The sequence below is a fragment of the Enterovibrio gelatinilyticus genome, assembly GCF_028683095.1.
Lineage (GTDB): Bacteria > Pseudomonadota > Gammaproteobacteria > Enterobacterales > Vibrionaceae > Enterovibrio > Enterovibrio gelatinilyticus.
Genome location: NZ_JAJUBC010000002.1, coordinates 174,197 through 196,596, shown reverse-complemented (window position 1 = coordinate 196,596; position 22,400 = coordinate 174,197). Strand labels below are relative to the sequence as shown.

The following is a 22,400-nucleotide window of genomic DNA, read 5'->3' as shown; positions in this document are numbered from 1 at the left end:
GTAGTGACGTTACGATACGGCGGATAAAATTAGGAAAACAGCAGATAAAAAGGGAGTTTCGAGGCGTGAATAGTCTTTTTTGTAAATGAGTTGTTTGTCAGTTGTAGCTGTGTGACGGCGGAGCTGATAATGCAGACATAGTGTCTGCATTCTCTATAGTTCTTAATATTTTTAGGGAGTTACTTGAGGCGCATAGACAAATCCATGGCATGAATATGTTTGGTCAGTGCGCCAACGGAAATGTAATCAATCCCTGTTTCTGCAAACTCGCGCAGGGTCGCCAACGTGACGTTACCTGAAACCTCTAACGCAATACGGCCTTGGTTTAAGGCAACCGCTTCACGCATCATGTCCGTGGTGAAGTTATCCAGCATCACGATATCAGCACCCGCTTCAATCGCTTGTTGAAGCTCTTCTAAGCTTTCAGTTTCCACTTCAACGGGTTTGCTAGGGTTTAGTTGCTTGGCGGTGCTAACTGCACCTTGAATACCACCACATGCAATAATGTGGTTCTCTTTTATTAGGTAAGCGTCATACACACCGATGCGGTGATTAAAACCGCCGCCACAGGTCACAGCATATTTCAGTGCATTTCGAAGGCCGGGAATGGTTTTTCGGGTATCAAGCAAGCGCGTTTTGGTGCCTGAGAGTTCTTGGACATAACGGGCAGTTTCGGTGGCACAGCCTGACAGTGTTTGAATAAAGTTCATGGCGTTGCGTTCGCCTGTCAGCAATGCGCGTGCAGGGCCACTTAACTCACACAGCACCTGATTAGGCTCGACTTTATCGCCATCTTTTACTTTCCATGTAATGGTCACTTCACCGCCCAGTTGGCGGAACACTTCGTCAGCAAAGTCGCGCCCACAAAACACGCCATGCTCGCGGGTGATAATGGTGGCATTACCTTGGGCGTCGGAAGGAATGAGGTTTGCTGTGATGTCATTTGCTGCATCAACACTGCCACCGAGGTCTTCTTTTAGCGTGTCTGCAACACAACGAATAATATCGTCTTGTAAGTGCTTTTTCAGGTAGGTCAATCGAGTTTGGCTATCGTGAACGCGTGACGCATTGGCTTGTTCTGACATGGTGGTTCCATCACAGGTAAATACAAAATAATGACAGGGCAGTGCCCGCTGTTGTTGTTAACAAGTTTACCTGCGAGGGAATGAGATTGCGAGGCATGCATTTGTGAGTTATGCGCGTTTAAATTGTTAGGGATTTTGATGAAATGGATTAAAATACCCAGTAATTGTTTATAGGGAAGAAACAAAGAATCACTTCATGTTAACTATCACTCGTCATCTGTTAGATTGTGCTTCTTATTTACCGTCGCCGCACTGTAACCAAAGACCGGATCCTAACGATGTATCCCTGCTTGTTATTCATAACATTAGCTTGCCGCCGGGTGAGTTTGGTGGGCCTTATATTGAGCAGTTTTTTCAAGGGAAACTGATCTCAAACGCGCATTCGTATTTTGATGAAATCCGCGAGATGACGGTGTCAGCGCATTGTTTGATTAAACGAGATGGCGCAGTGGTGCAGTTTGTTCCTTTTGATCAACGCGCCTGGCATGCGGGTGTGTCGTCCTTTGAAGGGCGAGAGCAGTGCAATGACTATTCCATTGGTATTGAATTAGAAGGCACCGATGATTTGCCATATACCGATGTGCAATACCAATGCTTGGCAGAAGTGAGTCAATCCATTCAACACCATTACCCCGCGATCACGCCGTCACGAATCACTGGGCACAGCGATATCGCGCCCGGAAGAAAAACGGATCCCGGCGGGTCATTTAACTGGATGACATTTCACGCTCAGATCCAATCATTGATGAAGGGATAAATTACTTTTTCTCGTAACGCTTTGTTTACGCTTATGTTCCGAAAATGAAAGCGTCATGAATGACGTAGTACATTTTTATGAATGTGTCCAAATAAATTGGTCTGACCATTGTGAGGTCAGGGTGAGAAAGGCATTCAGCGTCTTAGTGTAATTTCTATGACACAAATCAAGTTTACGGTAGACACTTAAGCCTCATTCTGGTAAATTTTCACCTGTTTTTTAATTGGTCTTACCAATTGACAAGATAGGTAAATGGGAAGGGACGCGCAGGCACTCCGGCGCCAAATAACTAAGAAGAACGATGGCTATACAACGGATTCGTCAACCCAAACTGTCAGATGTTATCGAGAAAGAGCTAGAAAGCCTGATTCTTGAAGGAACATTATCGCCGGGGCAAAAATTGCCGCCAGAGCGTGAATTAGCGAAGCAATTTGATGTTTCTCGTCCTTCTGTTCGCGAAGCAATTCAGCGTTTAGAAGCAAAGAAATTACTGAATCGTAAGCAAGGCGGTGGCACGTTTGTCAGTGAACGATTATGGCAACGATTTTCAGAGCCACTCATTGATTTACTGGCCGAGCACCCAGAAAGCCAACTTGATTTATTAGAGTCTCGTCACGCACTTGAAGGTATATCCTCATATTTTGCTGCATTACGAGGCACTGAAGAAGATTTAACGCGAGTGTGTCATTGTCACGATAACATTCGCGAAGCTCAGCAACTTGGTGATATCAAAGCCGAAGCCGCTGCGGTTATGCAATACTTGATTGCCGTGACCGAAGCATCACACAACGTGGTATTGCTGCATATTATGCGCAGCTTGGCGCCATTGCTTGAGCACAACATATTACAAAACTTTGAACTGCTGAATCGACGTCATGATGTCGTCGATAAAGTAAGCAAACACAGAGCCAACATAGTGCAAGCCATTACTGCCGGGGAACCAGAAAAAGCCCGTCAGGCATCGCATGCGCATTTGGCCTTTATAGAGGAAACTTTGCTGGATTTGGGTAGAGAAGAAAGCCGCCGTGAGCGCTCGCTTCGCCGAATTCAGCAACGCAAGGACGAATCGGAATAATGCCAATCGCACTAGATATTTGTTCAGCCTTTTGAGGCAGCATTTGGGCAAATACATAGTGCGATTGGTGTATGAACTCCGAAAACTTTAACGCGTTGTCTGGATGCGTTTTTCAGCTGCGACAACAATTAGTTTTGTACAAGTCAATCAACGAAAGGATAGATCGCCATGTCTGAAGTCATGAAAAATGACGTGGACGCACTTGAAACTCAAGAGTGGTTAGAAGCTCTTGCATCAGTCGTCCGTGAAGAAGGTGTAGAACGCGCCCAGTACCTACTTGAGCAAGTAATGGAAAAGGCGCGCCTTGATGGTGTTGATATGCCAACAGGCGTCACCACCAACTATGTGAATACCATCCCTGCGGATAAAGAACCAGCATATCCAGGTGACGTAAACCTGGAGCGTCGTATTCGTTCTATCATTCGTTGGAACGCGATCATGATCGTGTTGCGTGCATCGAAAAAAGACTTGGATCTTGGCGGCCACATGGCGTCTTACCAGTCTGCTTCTGCATTCTACGAAGTGTGCTTTAACCATTTCTTCCGTGCACCTAACGAGGTGGATGGTGGTGACTTGGTTTACTACCAAGGTCACATCTCTCCGGGTATCTACTCACGTGCGTTTGTTGAAGGCCGCCTGACTGAAGAGCAGCTAGACAACTTCCGTCAAGAAGTGGATGGCAAAGGTATTCCTTCATACCCGCACCCTAAATTGATGCCTGAATTCTGGCAGTTCCCGACCGTATCTATGGGTCTGGGTCCTATCTCTGCTATCTATCAAGCTCGCTTCCTGAAGTACCTAGAAGGCCGTGGCCTGAAAGAAACTAATGCTCAGCGCGTTTATGCGTTCTTGGGCGATGGTGAGATGGATGAGCCAGAATCACGTGGCGCGATCTCTTTCGCTGCTCGTGAAAAGCTTGGCAACCTATGCTTCCTGATTAACTGTAACCTTCAGCGCCTAGACGGCCCAGTAATGGGTAACGGCAAGATCATCCAAGAACTGGAAGGTCTGTTCAAAGGCGCAGGTTGGAACGTAGTGAAAGTGGTTTGGGGTAGCGGCTGGGATAAACTTCTAGCAAAAGATACCACAGGTAAACTGCTTCAACTGATGAACGAAACCATCGACGGTGACTACCAGACATTTAAGTCTAAAGATGGCGCATACGTTCGTGAGAACTTCTTCGGCAAATACCCAGAGACTGCAGCACTGGTTGCTGACATGACTGACGAAGAAATCTTCGCACTTAAGCGCGGTGGTCATGAGCCATCGAAGCTATTTGCTGCATTTAAAACAGCACAAGAAACCACAGACCGTCCAACCGTTATCCTAGCGAAAACCGTAAAAGGTTACGGCATGGGTGAAGCGGCGGAAGGTAAGAACATTGCGCACGGTGTGAAGAAGATGGACATGACCCATGTTCAGCACCTACGTGATCGTCTAGGCCTGCAAGAGCTGGTTTCTGATGAAGACATGAAAGCTCTTCCATACTTGAAATTGGAAGAAGGTTCAGCAGAATACGAATACATGCATGCGCGTCGTAACGCACTGCACGGCTACACGCCTAAGCGTCTGCCTAAGTTCACTGAAGAACTCGTGATCCCTGAAGTGGAAGAGTTTAAGCCTCTGCTTGATGAGCAGAAGCGTGACATCTCTACCACCATGGCATTTGTTCGTACTCTGAACATCCTGCTGAAAAACAAAGGCATTGGTAAGAACATCGTTCCTATCATTGCGGACGAAGCACGAACTTTCGGTATGGAAGGTTTGTTCCGTCAAATCGGTATTTACAACCCATCGGGTCAGGAATATACCCCTGAAGACCGCAGCGTTGTTTCTTACTACAAAGAAGCGACCTCAGGTCAGGTTCTGCAAGAAGGTATCAACGAACTGGGCGCAATGTCGTCTTGGGTCGCTGCTGCAACGTCTTACAGCACCAACGATTTGCCAATGATCCCGTTCTACATCTACTACTCAATGTTCGGCTTCCAACGTGTTGGCGACATGGCGTGGATGGCTGGCGACCAACAAGCACGTGGCTTCCTATTGGGTGCAACGGCAGGTCGTACAACACTGAACGGTGAAGGCCTACAGCACGAAGATGGCCACAGCCACATTCAGGCGAACACTATCCCTAACTGTATTTCTTACGACCCGACGTTCGCGTACGAGTTGGCGGTCATCATGCAAGACGGTATCCGTCGCATGTACGGTCCAGAACAAGAAAACGTGTTCTACTACCTCACGCTGATGAACGAGAACTACGCAATGCCAGCAATGCCAGAAGGCGCTGAAGAAGGCATTCGTAAGGGTATCTACAAACTTGAGTCTTATGCTGGTGCAAACAAAGTTCAATTGATGAGCTCTGGTACCATCATGAACGAAGTTCGCAAAGCAGCTCAAATCCTTAGCGAAGACTACGGCGTTGCGTCTGACATCTACTCTGTTACCTCTTTCAATGAGCTAACACGTGAAGGTCAAGATGCAGAGCGTTTCAACATGCTAAACCCAGATGCAGAGCAGAAAGTACCTTACATCACACAAGTGATGGGTTCTGAGCCAGCAATCGCAGCGACTGACTACATGAAGAACTACGCAGAACAAGTTCGTGCGTTTATGCCTTCTGAGTCTTTCAAAGTGTTGGGTACGGATGGCTTCGGTCGTTCGGATAGCCGTGAGAACCTGCGTCGTCACTTCGAAGTGAATGCAGGTTACGTTGTTGTTGCTGCACTAAGCGAGCTAGCAAAACGTGGTGATATCGAGAAATCTGTCGTGGTTGAAGCGATTAAGAAATTCGACATCGATACTCAGAAAGTGAACCCACTGTACGCGTAAGAGGCATAAATCAATGGCAATCGAAATTAATGTTCCAGACATCGGTGCCGATGAGGTTGAAGTAACAGAAATCCTCGTCAGCGTTGGTGACACAGTTGAAGAAGAGCAGTCGCTGATCACTGTTGAAGGTGATAAAGCGTCTATGGAAGTACCAGCATCACAAGCGGGTGTTGTTAAAGAAATCAAAATCGCTGAAGGCGACACGGTTTCTACTGGCTCTCTGATCATGATCTTTGAAGAGGCAGGCGCAGCTGCTGCTCCAGCTCCTGTTGCAGAAGCACCTGCAGCGGCTCCGGTTGCTGCACCAATGGCCGCTGAGCTGAAAGAAGTTCACGTTCCTGATATCGGTGGTGACGAAGTAGAAGTCACTGAGATCATGGTAGCTATCGGCGACAGCATTGAAGAAGAGCAATCCCTTCTGACTGTTGAAGGCGATAAGGCTTCAATGGAAGTGCCTGCCCCATTCGCTGGCGTACTGAAAGAAATCAAAATCGCTGCGGGCGACAAAGTGTCTACCGGTTCACTGGTCATGATCTTTGAAGTTGCAGGTTCGGGTGCGGCTCCTGTTGCGGCAGCACCAGCTGAAGCGCCAGTAGCAGCTCCAGCTGTTGCTGCAGTGAAAGAAGTTCACGTTCCTGATATCGGCGGCGACGAAGTAGAAGTCACTGAAATCATGGTTGCGGTTGGCGACAGCATTGAAGAAGAGCAATCTCTGATCACTGTTGAAGGTGACAAGGCTTCGATGGAAGTCCCTGCACCGTTCGCTGGCGTACTGAAAGAAATCAAAATCGCAGCGGGTGACAAAGTCTCTACCGGTTCATTGATCATGGTATTTGAGACCGTTGGTGCAGCATCAGCAGCGCCAGTTGCAGCGGCTTCTGCTCCTGCAGCAGCGCCTGCGAAAGCGGCGGCACCAGCACCTGTGGCTCAAGCAGCCCCTGCGGCATCGGCTGAATTCGTTGAAAACAACGAATATGCACATGCTTCACCGGTTGTTCGTCGTCTAGCGCGTGAGTTTGGCGTTAACTTGTCAAAAGTGAAGGGTTCTGGTCGTAAGAGCCGTATCCTGAAAGAAGACGTTCAAAGCTACGTGAAAGAGGCGCTTAAGCGTCTTGAGTCTGGCGCAGCAGCATCTGCTTCGGGCAAAGGCGATGGCGCAGCACTTGGTTTGCTACCTTGGCCGAAAGTTGATTTCAGCAAGTTTGGTGAAACTGAAACCAAACCGTTGTCTCGCATTAAGAAGATTTCTGGCGCTAACCTGCACCGTAACTGGGTAATGATCCCGCACGTTACACAGTGGGATAACGCAGACATCACTGAACTAGAAGCATTCCGTAAAGAACAGAATGCAGTGGAAGCGAAGAAAGACACTGGCATGAAGATCACCCCATTGGTGTTCATCATGAAAGCGGCTGCGAAAGCACTTGAAGCGTTCCCATCGTTCAACTCTTCTCTGTCTGACGACGGTGAGAGCTTGATTCTGAAGAAATACGTAAACATCGGTATCGCGGTGGACACGCCAAATGGCTTGGTTGTTCCTGTATTCCGTGACGTTAACAAGAAAGGCATCTACGAGTTGTCTGCTGAGCTAATGGAAGTGTCTAAGAAGGCACGTTCAGGCAAGCTGACTGCATCGGACATGCAAGGTGGTTGCTTTACTATCTCTAGCCTTGGTGGCTTGGGCGGTACCGCGTTTACCCCAATTGTTAACGCGCCAGAAGTTGGCATCCTGGGTGTATCTAAATCGGAAATGAAACCGGTTTGGAATGGTAAGGACTTCGTTCCTCGCCTGATGTTGCCTCTGTCACTGTCTTACGATCACCGCGTGATCGACGGTGCAGAAGGTGCACGTTTCGTGACTTACCTGAACGAGTGTCTGTCAGACATTCGCCGTCTGGTACTGTAATACGACACCCTATCAGCGTTCACCTGCATATGGCGGACGCTGATTTGATGTATAGCTCACAGGCTATGGGTTTTTATTTTTCAGCTTGTTAACACGGCTGTAAAATGTTGGACCAAATAAGTGCCTTCACCAAAGTGTACTTGTCGTGAAACAAAATGGCTCCATCATAAAAAGAATCTCTTAGCCTGTCAGGGATATAAGACTACAACGAGGTCAGAATGAGTAAAGAAATCAAAACCCAAGTCGTGGTACTGGGTTCAGGTCCTGCTGGTTATTCAGCGGCATTCCGTTGCGCGGACTTGGGTCTAGAAACCGTTCTGGTAGAAAAATACAGCACGTTAGGTGGTGTGTGTCTGAATGTGGGTTGTATCCCATCTAAAGCCCTACTTCACGTTGCGAAAGTTATCGAAGAAGCCAAAGCGATGTCTGCGCATGGCGTTGTGTTCGGTGAGCCACAAACCGACATCAACAAAATCCGCCTTTGGAAAGACAAAGTGGTTACCCAACTAACTGGCGGTCTTGGCGGAATGGCTAAGATGCGTAAAGTTAACGTGGTTAACGGATACGGTAAATTTACTGGCCCGAACACCATCGTTGTTGAGGGCGCTGAAGGTCCGACTACCATCAACTTCGATAACGCAATCATTGCGGCAGGTTCTCGCCCAATTGAGTTGCCATTTATCCCACATGAAGACCCACGTATTTGGGACTCAACTGACGCGCTAGAACTGAAAGAAGTTCCAGAGAAGCTGTTGGTGATGGGCGGCGGTATTATCGGCCTAGAAATGGGTACGGTATATGACGCGCTGGGTTCACAAGTTGACGTGGTTGAGATGTTCGACCAAGTTATTCCTGCGGCTGATAAAGACATCATCAAAGTCTTTACTAAGCGTATCAGCAAGAAGTTCAACTTGATGCTTGAAACCAAAGTGACTGCGGTTGAAGCAAAAGAAGACGGCATTTATGTCTCAATGGAAGGCAAGAAAGCACCGGCAGAAGCTGTTCGCTATGACGCCGTGCTGGTTGCTATCGGTCGTGTACCAAACGGCAAATTGCTAGACGCTGAGAAAGCGGGTGTTGAAGTTGATGAGCGTGGCTTTATCAATGTTGATAAGCAACTGCGTACCAACGTTGCTCACATCCATGCGATCGGTGACGTTGTTGGCCAACCTATGCTTGCGCACAAAGGTGTGCATGAAGGTCATGTCGCGGCAGAAGTGATTTCTGGTAAGAAACACTACTTCGATCCTAAAGTGATCCCTTCAATTGCTTACACTGAGCCAGAAGTTGCTTGGGTTGGTAAGACTGAGAAAGAAGCGAAAGCAGAAGGCATCAACTACGAAGTTGCTACCTTCCCGTGGGCGGCTTCTGGTCGTGCAATCGCGTCTGATTGCTCAGACGGTATGACTAAGATGATTTTCGACAAAGATACTCACCGTGTTATCGGTGGTGCAATTGTTGGTACTAACGGTGGTGAACTGTTAGGTGAAATCGGTCTGGCCATCGAGATGGGTTGTGATGCAGAAGATATCGCATTGACCATCCACGCTCACCCGACTCTACATGAGTCAGTGGGTCTTGCTGCTGAAGTATTCGAAGGTTCAATCACTGACCTACCAAATGCAAAAGCCGTGAAGAAGAAAAAGTAATTCTTCTCCGTACTGAATAAAAAACGCCTCGAAGTTCGAGGCGTTTTTTTTTTGCCCGCATTTCGCATTCTTATCAGGCGTAAGTCGTCACTTATTTCTTTGGTTACAAATGGTTAACGGTTTTCTGAAGGCGTGTAACAAAACAAAAAGTATGCTGTATTTTTTTCGATGTTATATCAACATTTATTCATATTATATTTCTTATCAATAGTTTCAATTGCTACCATTGCCCCCCTTGTTCTTTACGACGTTCTCACTCTGCACCTTGTGCTCTGGGGCGTGTGTTTTGGAACGAAACCGTTAGAGATACAGAGTTGCACGACCTTCCGCGAACAGACGCTGAACCACTTCTTACTATTTCTTTTTACCAACGTCACGTATTTGCTCTTGAGGAATTCATGCAGTTAATTAACCAACTTTCGTTTCGAACCAAATTGTTCCTTCCCCTTGGTTTTGTTTCGGTCATTTTTACACTTGTTCTTGCTATGTCGTATCAAACGTTTGAACGACAGGTAGCGCTAAATACAATATTAAACGAGAAAATCCACCCGACCATTGAGAGTATTGATGACGCTTATCGCGACTTGTATCAAGTGCTCGGAAGCGTTGAAGGGCTAATAGCCAAAGGCGTAACAAAAGAAACGCTTGAAAAGCAGAAGTTCGAATTTTATGACAATGCCCCTAAGGCCATTCCTAGGCTTAAGGCGATTCAAACTGTGATTGATGCGGGTGTGATTGATCCAAGTCATCAAGTTAAGTTGGATCAACTCATCGAAGACACGAGAGTTTGGGGGAAAGCGTTAGAGTCGATGATTTTGAAGCCAGAATCTCTTGCTCAAGAGTATGCAGATAACTATGAAGAGATTGAGCAGACATTTGCGGGACTTCGTCGTGATCTGAAGACTCTGCTGAAGGCGATTAATATCGCGTCATCGGAAATCACGCAGGATATTGATGCATCAACTATTCAAGCTGAGCGATTGATTATTGGTGGTTCCATCGCCGCCTTGATACTCGCCATCTTTGGTGGGATTTTACTGTCTCGTTTATTGCTGCAACCCGTTAAAGAAATGGGTGAGGCATTGGAGAATATTGCCTCCGGTGATGGGGATCTTACGCAGCGTCTGACGGTGCGATCGCAAGATGAAATCGGTCAGTTGGGTGAGTCGTTCAACCGCTTTGTTGCGAAGATCCAAGTCAGTATCAAAGAAGTGGTGGATGCGTCGAATCATCTTCGTGAGCATACTGTTCAGATTGAAAGTGCGATTCGTAGTGGTGTCACAGAAACAGAAAACCAGCAGCGTGAGAGTGACATGATTGCTGCTGCGGTGCAGGAAATGAGCGCCAGCAGCTCTCAGATAAGCCAAAACGCGATGGATGCAGCGGATGCGACCGGCGCGGCAACCCAAGAGATCGGCGCTGCGCAAAGCAGTGTGGCAGGGACGGTGAATGCGATGTCTGCGCTGAGAAATCGTATTGAGCAATCTCAAGAGATGATCACCTCCCTTAACCACGATGTGGATAGCATTGCTTCAATTGTCGACGTGATCCGTGGTATTGCTGAGCAAACCAACTTGTTGGCACTGAATGCGGCGATTGAAGCGGCGCGTGCGGGGGAACAAGGCCGTGGTTTTGCGGTGGTTGCTGATGAGGTGCGTAACTTGGCCAATAAAACACAGCAAAGCACCGAAGAAATTCGCAATATGATTGAGCGACTGGAGACAGGGACCAAAAACGCGGTCTTCGCGATGAATGAGAGCAGCGAAGCTAGCAATGATACTGTTTCACACATTGAGCAAACCGCAGAATACCTTGATGCGGTCTCGACTATGATCATTACGATCAATGATCAAAACTCTCAGGTTGCGACAGCGTCTTCGCAACAGCGTGCTGTATCTGAAGATATTAACCGTAACATTCACGGTATTGTCGACAATGGTCAACGCGTTCATCAGAACTTAGGAAGCGTTGAGCAGGCATGTAATGAACTGGCACAGAAGAGCCTTCAACTGGACAAGGTTGTGAGCGGCTTTCGCGTCTAGCGCGTTAACATCGCAATAAAAAACGCCGCAATTGCGGCGTTTTTATTTGGCTTGAGCTTATAGCTTATAGCTTAGAGCTTAGAGCTTAGAGCTTAGAGCTTAGAGCTTAAAGCTTAAAGCTTCGTACCAATTCATCCAATTTATGTGAAAGCTCGCGAAGCTCATCACTCGCACTGGCCATGTTATCTGCCGTTTCTGCGGTTAACTGTGTGGTGGTATTAATGTCTTCAATGTTTCGATTGATATCAGTGACGACAGTCGATTGCTCCTCAGTCGCGGTGGCCACCTGAGTGTTGAGGTCAGAGATACGTACAATTTGATCATTAATCTGCATCAAAGCAGAAGATGCATTCTGTGATGCTTCGGCGCCCTGAACTGTGAGTTGTTGACTGTTCTCCATGACGTTTACTGCGAGTTGCGCTTCTTGTTGTAGCTCGTCAATCATGGTTTGAATTTCGTTCGTCGATTGTGCTGTTCGGCTTGCAAGGCTTCTGACTTCATCTGCAACCACCGCAAAACCACGGCCTTGTTCCCCCGCACGCGCCGCTTCAATGGCTGCGTTAAGTGCTAAAAGATTTGTCTGTTCAGACACGCCGCGGATAACATCCAAAATGCTGCCAATTTGCTGGGTGTTTCCTGCTAGTTTACGGATCATATCCGTCATGTCGTCCATTTCAGTCGCGAGTTGCTGAATGTTGTTTTGTGCAGACATCACAACGCTCTGGCCTGTCGCCGTTTCATTGGCTGCATGGTTGGCAGAATCCGCAGCATGAGCTGCATTTGCGGCAATTTCATTGACCGTCGCACCCATTTCATTGATAGCAGTGACCACCAATACCGTGCGGTCACGTTGGCTTTGACTTTGGTCTTGAGTCATTTGTGCTTGTTTGGCAACGACCGATGCTGCGTTGTTCAGAGAATGGCTAGTTGATGCTACGTCGCCAACGACCTGATGAATCTTGCTGACAAAACTATTAAAGCCTTGAGCTAATTGACCAATTTCATCATTTGTTTTTATTTCTAGGCGCTGACGGAGGTCGCCTTCACCTTCTCCAATGTCGCGAAATACTTTCGCAAGATCAGAGATTGGACGGGTAATGGTTGATGCGAGAAGCACGGCTGCCAGAGCAATGAGCGCACAGACAAGCACGGAAAGTAGGATGATTTGTTGAGCGGCCATGGTGAGTTCGTCATAGACTTCAGCAGTGGGGACTTCAGCGATAACAAACCAATCTAAATCACGGATATAGCTAGATGCCAGCAAGACATCACGTTCGCCGTTAGAGGCGGAGATGAGGTTAAAGTCACGTTGAACTAACAGGTCACGAACATTTCCCTGATACATTTGAGCGATGGTGTTATTTCCCATTTTCGAGGTGTCTTTGTGCAATTGCACTTTGCCATCTTGGGATACCATGAACACAAAACCGCTTTGTTCGATTTTGAACTGGTTCATGAAATTCACCATGTTATCCATGGAGCGCGACAGACCTGAGAGTAAATATCCGTTAGTCTGCTGGTAGTTAACGAATAATTTTAGGTCGCCATTGTCTTCACGATAAACGCTAGTGGTACGTATCTCACCACTGTTTACGAGTTTGAAGAACCAAGAGCTGTCATCCGGTTTTAGCTGGCGCAGGAAACCGTCTTGGTTCCAATAGTCACCATTCATGCGGTTGGCGACAGAGGCATCGGTCAATTGGTATTGTTGCTTAAGTGCCTGAAGTGTTGTGACGATATCCGATTTGTCGCGAGGATCGCCAGGTGCACGCACTGCAGATACGGTCATTGGCATGCTCGCTAGTTGTTCGGCAGCAGACGTCAGTTGTGATACGTTTTGCTCAATTTCTTCGCGAATATTGGTTAAGAGCAGCGGGAGCTCATTTTCGAGTAAGCGCGTTTCTACCATGTCGTGCGCTTTTGTTAAACTCAGGAAACTGACGATTGTGGTGGATGCAATCACCGAAGCGATCATGGCGAAAATAAGTTTTTGTTTGATGGTTAATCGCATGAAGTACAGGCCTTTCTCCGTGACGCCAACTATCGTTTAGCGTCGTTATTTGTATATATGGACATTAAAGAAATGCAAGGCAGCAAAAATGTTTAATTGGCTAGTAAAGGGCAGGTTGGTTACTGCAGCACTGCTGTTGTCGGCCGTACTACCAGCATCTTTAGCGCTTGGGGAAGAAAATTCTCAAAGACCAACCATTGGTTTAGTTCTTGGTGGTGGTGGCGCGAAAGGCGCCGCGCACGTTGGGGTATTAAAAGCGCTTGAAGAGTTGCGTATTCCAGTGGATTACATCGCAGGTACCAGTATGGGAGCCTATGTCGGTGGGCTGTATGCGATTGGTATGACTGCGGATGAAATTTCAGTGCTGATCGAAACGACCAATTGGAGTGAAGGTTATCAAGATCGTGTTTATCGAGGCGACAGACGCACTCGAGATAAGGAACATGAAGATCGATACAACTTATCGACAAACTTCGGTTTTGACCTTAAGAGCCTGAAAACTCCGCAAGGTATTGTCCAAGGCCAGAATATGATTCGAATATTACGCGAATCGACGGGCAACCTTCCTTCTTTTGAATCTTTTGACCAAATGGTCGTGCCTTATCGTGCTGTTGCCACTGATATAGAGCGACTGGTGCCTGTCGTCATTGGTGATGGACAGCTCACTGAAGCCATGTTGGCCAGTATGGCAGTACCTGGTGCGCTCCCTCCTGTAGAGCTCGAAGGACGCTACCTTGTTGACGGTGGGTCGGTGAACAACATGCCGGTAGACGTTGCTAAAGCGTTAGGCGCAGATATTGTGATTGCCGTTGATATCAGCACAGATTACAGCCCAGCGGCGGAGCTAGGGTCTTATCTTTCTGTTATGAATCAACTGGTGAATTACATGGTGCGCAACAGCACCGATCAGCAAATTGCGAATATGACGGATAGCGATGTGTTGTTGACGCCTGATGTTGGTGACATGGAAACCACCGAGTTCGATCGCATGCCTGAAGCTTATGAGAAAGGCTATCAGGTGACGTTTGCAAACAAAGAAGCACTTGCGCCACTGAGGTTAAATTCGGGTCAGTATCAAGCGTATATTGAAAAGAAGCAGCTTCGCCGTCGCTTGATGATGTATGGCGATATCCTGACCGTGGACAATATTGTCATAAACAATGACACCAGTTTTTCTGATGACGTATTAAAAGCTCGGTTATCGCTTCAAACAGGGCGAATTGATAGTAAGAAATTAGAGCAGTCGGTACAAAATCTCTATGCTCTAGATCGCTTTGAAACGGTTCGCTATCACCTTGAGCACCAAGGTGATGAGAATGTGCTTGTTGTTGATGTGAAAGAAAAAAGCTGGGGGCCAAATTTTGTCGACTTCCGTTTCGCACTGGAGGACAGTTTTGAGTCTGGTACCAATTTTTCAGCAGGTGTCAGTATCAATAGTACGGGGCTGACAGATTATGGCGCTGAGATCAGAAGCCTTTTTGAGCTAGGAACTGATAAGCGCGCTCAAGCCGAACTGTATCTTCCATTCTCGGCAGACCAACTCTTTTTTGCTCAAGCGCTGGGTGGATTAGAAATTCGTGAGCGTGATGCCTATTTCCGTGGAGAAGAGCCAAATTTAGAGGATGAAACCTTCACGTTAGGTACGCGTTTCAGTGAAGTGATAGCGGAAGTGGGACTTGGCTGGCAACCCCAACTTTGGGGGGAGTTCATGGTGGGGTATCGCTATCTCGATGGTGAAGAAGAGATAGCGGGTGGCTATGCCAAGCAACACTATGTGCGCCAAATGCCTTTTGTCAGTATGACATTGGACACCTTGGATAGCAGAGTATTCCCTAATCGTGGTGGCTATTTAACTATGTCTTTGGGTTATGCGCGCGATGAACTCGATGGGAGTGATGGTGGTGCAAAATCTGAAGCCAGTGTGCTTAATATCGAAGGTATTTACGCGAAGAACATCGGTAAGCATACGATGTATGGCAAGGCTAAATACGGCACCATTAATGCGCGTGTTGGCAATGTCGCTATCGAACCGCATGAGTTAGGAGGGTTTCTTAACTTGTCAGGTATACCGCGAGATTCACTGTGGGCAAACAATATTGCTTTTGGAACCGTGGTTTACCGCTATCGTCTGCTGGATAACGATTTTGGTTTGTTTAAATCTCCTGTTTATTTAGGGACTTCATTGGAATACGGCGGAGTGTGGAACAACCCAGACTTTTCGCTAAAAGAAGTACCGTTTTACATGGCAGGCAGTATATTTGCGGGGGTTGATTCGCCATTAGGCCCCATCATTATCGCCTATGGTCGTACAGAAAATGATCTCGATTCGTTCTATTTTATACTCGGAACTGAATTTTAAAGGTCCAAAAGTGAAGGGAGGACTCCCTTTTCTTGTTGCTAAATCAAATGTTTCATTCCGGGGTTGGAATTTAAAATTTGGTTAAAAAGTGATAACATACCAGCTTCGTCATGCAGGGCACTATAGAAAGATAGTCACCCCTACACTTCGTTAAGTGCCTGCAAGCCGAGCTTAATTCCAAGGATGTTTGACCGTGATGGTCAGACCGCAATATGAGGAAAACGTCGTGCTTGAAGCCTACCGTAAACACGTCGAAGAACGTGCTGCTCAGGGTATTGTCCCTAAACCACTTGATGCGGAACAAACCGCAAGCCTAATCGAATTACTCAAGAATCCACCAGCAGGCGAAGAAGCTATCCTTGTCGACCTGCTTGAAAACCGTATTCCACCTGGTGTTGATGAAGCTGCCTATGTTAAAGCTGGCTTTTTGTCTGCGGTTGCTAAAGGTGAAGCTTCGTCTCCACTTGTCAGCAAAGAGAAAGCTGTTGAATTGCTAGGCACCATGCAAGGTGGCTATAACATCGAATCGCTGATTGGTTTGCTGGAAGATGAAGCACTCGCACCAATCGCGGCAAAAGCCCTGTCTCACACGCTGTTGATGTTTGATTCTTTCTACGATGTGGAAGAGAAAGCGAAAGCGGGTAATGTTCACGCGAAGCAAATCATGCAATCTTGGGCAGATGCTGAGTGGTTCCTGTCTAAACCAAACGTGCCAGAAAAAGTCACGCTAACCGTATTTAAAGTCACTGGTGAAACCAATACCGATGACTTGTCACCAGCACCTGATGCTTGGTCTCGCCCAGATATTCCTCTGCATGCGCTAGCAATGCTGAAGAATGCTCGCGATGGTATCGAACCAGACCAACCTGGTGTGATTGGCTCTATCAAACAAATTGAAGCGCTAAAAGAAAAAGGCCACCAACTTGTGTACGTGGGCGACGTTGTGGGTACGGGTTCTTCTCGTAAGTCTGCGACCAACTCTGTGCTTTGGTTCATGGGTGATGACATCCCTAACGTACCGAACAAGCGTGCGGGTGGTTACTGCCTAGGTGGCAAAATTGCCCCAATCTTCTTCAACACCATGGAAGATGCAGGCGCGCTGCCAATCGAATTGGACGTGTCTAAGCTTGGCATGGGCGATGTGATTGATGTGTACCCATTCAAAGGTGAAGTACGCAGCAATGCATCAGACGAAGTGCTGTCGACTTTCGCTCTGAAAACAGACGTGCTTTATGATGAAGTGCGTGCTGGTGGTCGTATTCCATTAATCATCGGTCGTGGTTTGACGGACCGTGCACGTGAAGCACTAGGTCTTGAAGCATCAGATGTTTTCCGCCGTCCACAGGCAGTTGCCGATACGGGTAAAGGCTTTACGCTGGCTCAGAAAATGGTCGGTAAAGCATGTGGCGTTGAAGGTATCCGTCCGGGCACATACTGCGAGCCTAAGATGACTACCGTCGGTTCTCAGGACACCACTGGCCCTATGACCCGTGATGAGCTGAAAGACCTTGCGTGTCTTGGCTTCTCTGCGGATTTGACGATGCAGTCTTTCTGTCACACGTCTGCGTACCCAAAACCTGTTGATGTTGTTACTCACCACACGCTACCTGATTTCATTCAGAACCGCGGCGGTGTGGCACTGCGTCCGGGTGATGGTGTTATCCACTCATGGCTGAACCGTATGCTACTGCCTGATACCGTTGGTACAGGTGGTGACTCACACACCCGTTTCCCTCTGGGTATTTCGTTCCCTGCAGGTTCTGGTCTGGTTGCGTTTGCGGCAGCAACAGGCGTGATGCCGTTGGACATGCCTGAATCTATTTTGGTGCGCTTTAAAGGTGAAATGCAGCCGGGTATCACGCTACGTGACCTTGTTCATGCAATCCCTTACTACGGCATCAAGCAAGGTCTTCTGACCGTTGAGAAAGCGGGTAAGATCAATGCATTCTCTGGCCGTGTACTTGAAATCGAAGGTGTTGAACACCTGACGGTTGAGCAAGCGTTTGAACTGTCAGACGCATCTGCAGAGCGTTCAGCGGCAGGTTGTACCGTTAAGCTGTCTCAAGAGTCAGTGTCTGAATACCTAAACTCTAACATCGTGATGTTGAAGTGGATGATCAGCGAAGGTTACGGCGATCCTCGTACTATCGAACGTCGTATTTCAGCGATGGAAGCGTGGTTGGCGAATCCAGAACTGATGGAAGCGGACAAAGACGCTGAGTACGCAGAAGTGATCGAAATCGATCTTGCTGACATTAAAGAGCCAATTCTGTGTGCGCCGAATGATCCTGATGATGCACGTCTGCTTTCTGACGTTGCGGGTGACAAGGTTGACGAAGTCTTCATTGGTAGCTGTATGACCAATATTGGTCACTTCCGTGCGGCTGGTAAACTTCTGGACAAGTTCGGCGGCACGCTTGAAACACGTCTATGGGTTGCACCACCAACGAAAATGGACCGCGACCAGCTAACGGAAGAAGGTTACTACGGTATCTTCGGCCGTGCAGGTGTGCGTATCGAAACGCCAGGATGTTCACTGTGTATGGGTAACCAAGCGCGCGTTGCTGATAAAGCAACCGTACTGTCTACCTCTACCCGTAACTTCCCGAACCGCCTAGGTACAGGTGCGAATGTTTACCTGTCTTCTGCGGAACTGGCATCGGTCGGCGCGATCATTGGTCGTATCCCAACGGTTGAAGAGTATTTAGAGTTTGCGAAACAAATCGATGCAACAGCAGCCGATACGTATCGCTACCTGAACTTCCACCGCATGGAGCAGTACACCAAGAAAGCAGATGATGTGATCATCCAAGCTGCGGTATAACTGCTCGGTGAGTCTCTTTCTTTGAGATACGAGACGCTAGATAAGAAAAAGCCTCCTGAGTTGGAGGCTTTTTTGTACCTGTCTGTAGCGAGGAGAAGCGTTTGTTAGCTATGGCGGCCAACCGCCATCATTCTCGCTACATTCTGGGCGGTCAGTTCAACGTTCTCTTTCGCATTGGCCAGCGCATCTTCCAACGTACACGCACCGGATACCACGCTAAACAACACATCAATGCCATGGTCATACACGACGACGCTGTCTTGGGTAATGCTGCCAGCAATACCAATCACTGGCAGACCAAAGGTTTTCGCACAACGCGCCACACCGATAGGGGTTTTGCCGTGAATGGTTTGGCTGTCGATACGGCCTTCACCGGTGATCACCAAATCCGCATCTTTCAAATGTTCAGAGAGATTCACCGCATCCATGACGATCTCGATACCCGGACGTAAATCCGCATCAAACAGACCTAACAATGCAGCACCCATGCCACCTGCAGCGCCTGCGCCTGCACGGTTTTTGACATCACTGTTTAACTGAATCTTCATGATCTCAGCATAATGTGCGAGGTTGCTGTCCAAGGTGCTGACCATCTCTGGTGTTGCGCCTTTTTGAGGGCCAAAAACAACAGATGCGCCTTTTCCACCACACAGCGGGTTATCGACGTCACAGGCTACTTCCAGCTTTACGTTGGCTAGGCGTGGGTCAATCCCAGAGGTATCAATGGTATGTAAGGTACTCAGCGCGCCACCGCCAAATGCGATAGGGTTGCCTGCTTCATCTTGCAGTTTTATACCCAATGCTTGTGCCATACCAGCACCACCGTCATTGGTTGCGCTGCCACCAATGCCAACAATAAGGTGCTTAACCCCTAAATCCAGTGCCGCTTTGATGAGCTCGCCTGTACCAAAGCTGGTGGTCAACAATGGGTTACGCGATGCAGTGGGAACAAGGTGCAGACCGGATGCTGCCGCCATTTCGATGACTGCGGTTTCGCCATCACCGAGTAGGCCAAAGAATCCTTCCACTGGCGTGCCCAATGGTCCTGTTACCGTCACATCGACAAGTCGACCACCTGTCGCATCAATCATGGATTGAACGGTTCCTTCACCGCCATCTGCCATTGGCAGTTTCACGATGGTTGCATCTGGCATGATGTGTTTAAAGCCCGTTTCGATTGCGGTTGCAACGTCCATGGCAGACAAACTTTCTTTGTAAGAATCTGGAGCAATAACAATTTTCATCAGTAACGTCCTTATACAAATAGGCCAAACACACCAAAGATCAGTGTAGAGATAAGTGCGATAACGAAACCAACAGCGGATTCGTATGGAATAAGCTTCAAGCGTTCTTTCATGTCCATATGCACTGCGCCACCGGTAGCATGGAAGAAGCTGCCGTGAGGCATGTGGTCAAACACGGTTGCACCAGCGTGGATCATTGCAGCGCCAGCAAGGGCTGGAACGCCAAGTTCAAGGATGGTGTTGGCAAACACGCTACTTGCGACAGCTGTACCGGCAGTGGTGGACGCGGTCGCTAGTGACATCAGGGCACCAGAGAACGGAGCCAGTAAATAAGATGGCAAACCTGATGTAGTCAGCAGGTCAATCAAGCCGTTTTTCAGGCCTGAGTTAGCTATAATCCCAGCCAACGTACCTGTACCTAATAGCATCACTGCCACTGGAGCCATGCGATTTAATCCAGAAACAGCAAAGTGGTTGGTATCGCGGCCTCGGCGCATAGCAAGCGCACCCAGTAAGCCACCTAAAGGCAAAGCAATTAGCGGGTCGATATTGATACCGGCAATAGGGCGAAGTGCCAGCAAAGAAATGGCGACGAGCGGCGCGACCATGGCGGTGGCAAAAGAAGGCAGGCGACTCATATCGACATCAACCACTTCATGAGCGGCAACTTTGCTACCACGATTTTTCAGTTTCAATGCGATGAAATATGCCACCATCATGCCGCACAAGCCGGGGATCACACCTGCAGCCATCACCGAGGTTAGCGGGACATTGAAGGCATCGGCTGCTGCAATGGCATTCGGGTTTGGTGACATCACATTACCTGCCTTACCGCCGCCTACCATGGCAAGCAAAATTGCCATTTTGGAAAGGTCTGCACGACGTGCAATGGCTAGAGCAATGGGTGCAACGGTGATCACGGCAACATCCACGAACACGCCAACAGCGGTTAAGATCATGGTGGCGACTGCCAATGCAAGCAGGGCGCGTGTTTCGCCCACTTTCTTCACGATGGTTTCGGCGATGGTGGTTGCGGCGCCAGATTCGATCAGTACGCCAGCGAGAATACCTGCAGCTAGAATGCGAAGTACCGCTGTCACGATACCTTGTGCGCCGCCAATCATGAGGGTCACGGTGTCTGTTAAAGATACGCCACCGACAATACCGCCGACGAGTGCACCAATGATCATGCCGTAGGCTGGCGGTACTTTTCTTAAAATCAGTGTTATGGAAACGATGAGGGCTGCCAATGCGCCCAATGTAGATACTTCGGTCATCTCATACTTCTCGGCTGAAACGAAAAACTATCAGCACTGTACGCCCAGTATGAGTGATTAGCATTGGGCAACTGACTAAAGATAGTGCGATGAAATTCAATCAATATTGTGCATTTGCACAATTTAGGTGTTTTGCTGCCATTTTAAAAACGACAAATATAGAAGGGTTTTTCCTTCTAATTGATTGATATTTAAAGAGGTTGCTTGATTGATTTGCTGAAGGCGATATCGCAGCGTATTGCGATGAATATGCAGACTTTCGCACGTTTGAACCAAATCACAATTTTGATCAAAAAAGGCGATGAGTGTTTTAGTGAGTGTGCCGCGAGTATCATTTTTTATGAGTGCCAGCATTGGCTCGTGCAGCTGACGCGTTCGCCAATCGTTATCGGGCATCGCGCTCAAAAGAACTGGGAGAGTATGATTTTCATAAAACAGAACAGAGCCTTGGTGCTGCCCAGCAGCGAGTGTTGCACTGGCTGTTTGGTAAGAGCGCGAGAGCCCCTTTAGCGACGGGAAATAGCCCCCGTAAGCGATTTGCACATGAAATGATTTCTGATCGGAAATACGTTTAAGGAGTTTTTTGACTTTTTTGTGTTCGGATTGCTGAGACCATTCACCATGTTCAGTAGTGATGGGTTTAAGCACGACAATTTCGTGGCGTGATACTGAAGATATACCGACGAGATTATCTCGTTCAGGGTTTTCGAGCATGTGTACCATGGATTGCAGGTGTTCGAGCGAAAGGGTTTCAGCATCTCGAGGCAAGAGTTTTACCACTGCGGCGACGCGGGGCTGCTCAAGATCAAGATCCAAACCTCGTGCAATCGATAGCAATTGTTGATTGTTCAGCTCGGACTCATTAATAAGCTGAAGCACCAACTCTTCACGATGACGTTTGTCCCATTGCATCTGGGAGATAAATGCGGCTTGCTCAACGATGAGCTCTGCGGTCATCTTCACCAGTTCGCCATAGTTTCGCACTTGGTCGGGCAAACCCGAGATGCCCACCACGCCAATGGCTTTGTTGTTGAACATCACTGGAAGGTTTATTCCCGGCTTAACCCCTTTTAGAGAATTTGATGTTGCTTCATCAATTTCAACAATTCGGTTCTCAGCGAGTGTCAATAATGCGCCTTCGTGCCTTTGATGCAAACGACTTGGGTCTCCCGAGCCTATAATTAGGCCGCGTTCATCCATGACATTGACGGAATGACCGATGATTTTCATCGTTCTCTCGACGATCTGGCGTGCGATCATGGTATTGAGTTGCATTGGGTCTTCAGATCCTGAAAATAGGCACACTTTTATAACTGCCAGCTTAGTCTCGGTTTTTGAT

General features: G+C 47.9%; 13 protein-coding genes. 8 read left to right on the top strand and 5 right to left on the bottom strand.

Going from position 1 to position 22,400, the window contains the following annotated elements:
- Nucleotides 1-179 precede the first annotated feature (179 nt).
- Entirely contained in the window at nucleotides 180-1,085 is a 906-nt protein-coding gene (gene nadC / locus LRP50_RS02425) for a carboxylating nicotinate-nucleotide diphosphorylase (RefSeq protein ID WP_274162902.1), read from the bottom strand.
- A 196-nt stretch (nucleotides 1,086-1,281) separates the two neighbouring features.
- On the opposite strand from nadC, the gene ampD reads away from it, so the two are divergent.
- The 6 genes from ampD (at nucleotide 1,282) to LRP50_RS02395 (ending at nucleotide 11,346) form a co-directional block, all read left to right on the top strand.
- Nucleotides 1,282-1,842: a 1,6-anhydro-N-acetylmuramyl-L-alanine amidase AmpD gene (ampD, locus tag LRP50_RS02420; RefSeq protein WP_274162901.1), complete on the top strand. Its 561-nt coding sequence runs from the start codon at nucleotides 1,282-1,284 to the stop codon at nucleotides 1,840-1,842.
- Between the two features lie 301 nt (nucleotides 1,843-2,143).
- Nucleotides 2,144-2,917 carry a pyruvate dehydrogenase complex transcriptional repressor PdhR gene (gene pdhR, locus LRP50_RS02415; protein ID WP_274162900.1) on the top strand — a complete coding sequence of 258 codons (774 nt, stop codon included), beginning with the start codon at nucleotides 2,144-2,146 and terminating at the stop codon, nucleotides 2,915-2,917.
- Nucleotides 2,918-3,085: 168 nt separating this feature from the next.
- Nucleotides 3,086-5,749: a pyruvate dehydrogenase (acetyl-transferring), homodimeric type gene (aceE, locus tag LRP50_RS02410; RefSeq protein WP_274162899.1), complete on the top strand. Its 2,664-nt coding sequence runs from the start codon at nucleotides 3,086-3,088 to the stop codon at nucleotides 5,747-5,749.
- A gap of 13 nt (nucleotides 5,750-5,762) precedes the next feature.
- Nucleotides 5,763-7,655 carry a pyruvate dehydrogenase complex dihydrolipoyllysine-residue acetyltransferase gene (gene aceF / locus LRP50_RS02405; protein WP_274162898.1) on the top strand — a complete coding sequence of 631 codons (1,893 nt, stop codon included), beginning with the start codon at nucleotides 5,763-5,765 and terminating at the stop codon, nucleotides 7,653-7,655.
- A gap of 218 nt (nucleotides 7,656-7,873) precedes the next feature.
- Nucleotides 7,874-9,304, top strand: a complete 1,431-nt coding sequence (lpdA, locus tag LRP50_RS02400) for a dihydrolipoyl dehydrogenase (RefSeq protein ID WP_274162897.1) — start codon at nucleotides 7,874-7,876, stop codon at nucleotides 9,302-9,304.
- Between the two features lie 398 nt (nucleotides 9,305-9,702).
- Complete coding sequence (locus LRP50_RS02395) at nucleotides 9,703-11,346, top strand: methyl-accepting chemotaxis protein (RefSeq protein ID WP_274162896.1); 1,644 nt, start codon at nucleotides 9,703-9,705, stop codon at nucleotides 11,344-11,346.
- A 106-nt stretch (nucleotides 11,347-11,452) separates the two neighbouring features.
- On the opposite strand, the gene LRP50_RS02390 is transcribed toward LRP50_RS02395, so the two are convergent.
- Nucleotides 11,453-13,357 (bottom strand): methyl-accepting chemotaxis protein, encoded by a 1,905-nt coding sequence (locus LRP50_RS02390; protein ID WP_274162895.1) that lies wholly within the window; start codon nucleotides 13,355-13,357, stop codon nucleotides 11,453-11,455.
- Between the two features lie 88 nt (nucleotides 13,358-13,445).
- Between LRP50_RS02390 and LRP50_RS02385 the strand changes: the two genes are divergently transcribed.
- Both LRP50_RS02385 and acnB read left to right on the top strand, forming a co-directional pair.
- A complete protein-coding gene (locus LRP50_RS02385) occupies nucleotides 13,446-15,716 on the top strand; it encodes a patatin-like phospholipase family protein (RefSeq protein WP_274162894.1) in 2,271 nt (756 codons plus the stop codon).
- A 226-nt stretch (nucleotides 15,717-15,942) separates the two neighbouring features.
- Nucleotides 15,943-18,540 carry a bifunctional aconitate hydratase 2/2-methylisocitrate dehydratase gene (gene acnB / locus LRP50_RS02380; RefSeq protein WP_274163012.1) on the top strand — a complete coding sequence of 866 codons (2,598 nt, stop codon included), beginning with the start codon at nucleotides 15,943-15,945 and terminating at the stop codon, nucleotides 18,538-18,540.
- Between the two features lie 104 nt (nucleotides 18,541-18,644).
- Here acnB and LRP50_RS02375 read toward each other — a convergent pair whose 3' ends face one another.
- From LRP50_RS02375 to LRP50_RS02365, 3 genes are all read right to left on the bottom strand, one after another.
- Complete coding sequence (locus LRP50_RS02375) at nucleotides 18,645-19,784, bottom strand: glycerate kinase (protein WP_274162893.1); 1,140 nt, start codon at nucleotides 19,782-19,784, stop codon at nucleotides 18,645-18,647.
- Nucleotides 19,785-19,795: 11 nt separating this feature from the next.
- Nucleotides 19,796-21,061: a GntP family permease gene (locus LRP50_RS02370; RefSeq protein WP_274162892.1), complete on the bottom strand. Its 1,266-nt coding sequence runs from the start codon at nucleotides 21,059-21,061 to the stop codon at nucleotides 19,796-19,798.
- Nucleotides 21,062-21,184: 123 nt separating this feature from the next.
- On the bottom strand, nucleotides 21,185-22,336 hold the full coding sequence (locus LRP50_RS02365; RefSeq protein WP_274162891.1) for a sugar diacid recognition domain-containing protein: 1,152 nt from the start codon (nucleotides 22,334-22,336) through the stop codon (nucleotides 21,185-21,187).
- Between the last annotated feature and the right edge of the window lie 64 nt (nucleotides 22,337-22,400).

Bases quoted from the DNA above. Each gene is read 5' to 3' on its own strand.
- LRP50_RS02395 (WP_274162896.1), top strand. From the start codon at position 9,703: ATGCAGTTAATTAACCAACTTTCGTTTCGAACCAAATTGTTCCTTCCC.
- ampD (WP_274162901.1), top strand. From the start codon at position 1,282: ATGTTAACTATCACTCGTCATCTGTTAGATTGTGCTTCTTATTTACCG.
- nadC (WP_274162902.1), bottom strand. From the start codon at position 1,085: ATGTCAGAACAAGCCAATGCGTCACGCGTTCACGATAGCCAAACTCGA.
- LRP50_RS02390 (WP_274162895.1), bottom strand. From the start codon at position 13,357: ATGCGATTAACCATCAAACAAAAACTTATTTTCGCCATGATCGCTTCG.
- LRP50_RS02375 (WP_274162893.1), bottom strand. From the start codon at position 19,784: ATGAAAATTGTTATTGCTCCAGATTCTTACAAAGAAAGTTTGTCTGCC.
- pdhR (WP_274162900.1), top strand. From the start codon at position 2,144: ATGGCTATACAACGGATTCGTCAACCCAAACTGTCAGATGTTATCGAG.
- aceF (WP_274162898.1), top strand. From the start codon at position 5,763: ATGGCAATCGAAATTAATGTTCCAGACATCGGTGCCGATGAGGTTGAA.
- LRP50_RS02370 (WP_274162892.1), bottom strand. From the start codon at position 21,061: ATGACCGAAGTATCTACATTGGGCGCATTGGCAGCCCTCATCGTTTCC.
- aceE (WP_274162899.1), top strand. From the start codon at position 3,086: ATGTCTGAAGTCATGAAAAATGACGTGGACGCACTTGAAACTCAAGAG.
- LRP50_RS02365 (WP_274162891.1), bottom strand. From the start codon at position 22,336: ATGCAACTCAATACCATGATCGCACGCCAGATCGTCGAGAGAACGATG.
- LRP50_RS02385 (WP_274162894.1), top strand. From the start codon at position 13,446: ATGTTTAATTGGCTAGTAAAGGGCAGGTTGGTTACTGCAGCACTGCTG.
- lpdA (WP_274162897.1), top strand. From the start codon at position 7,874: ATGAGTAAAGAAATCAAAACCCAAGTCGTGGTACTGGGTTCAGGTCCT.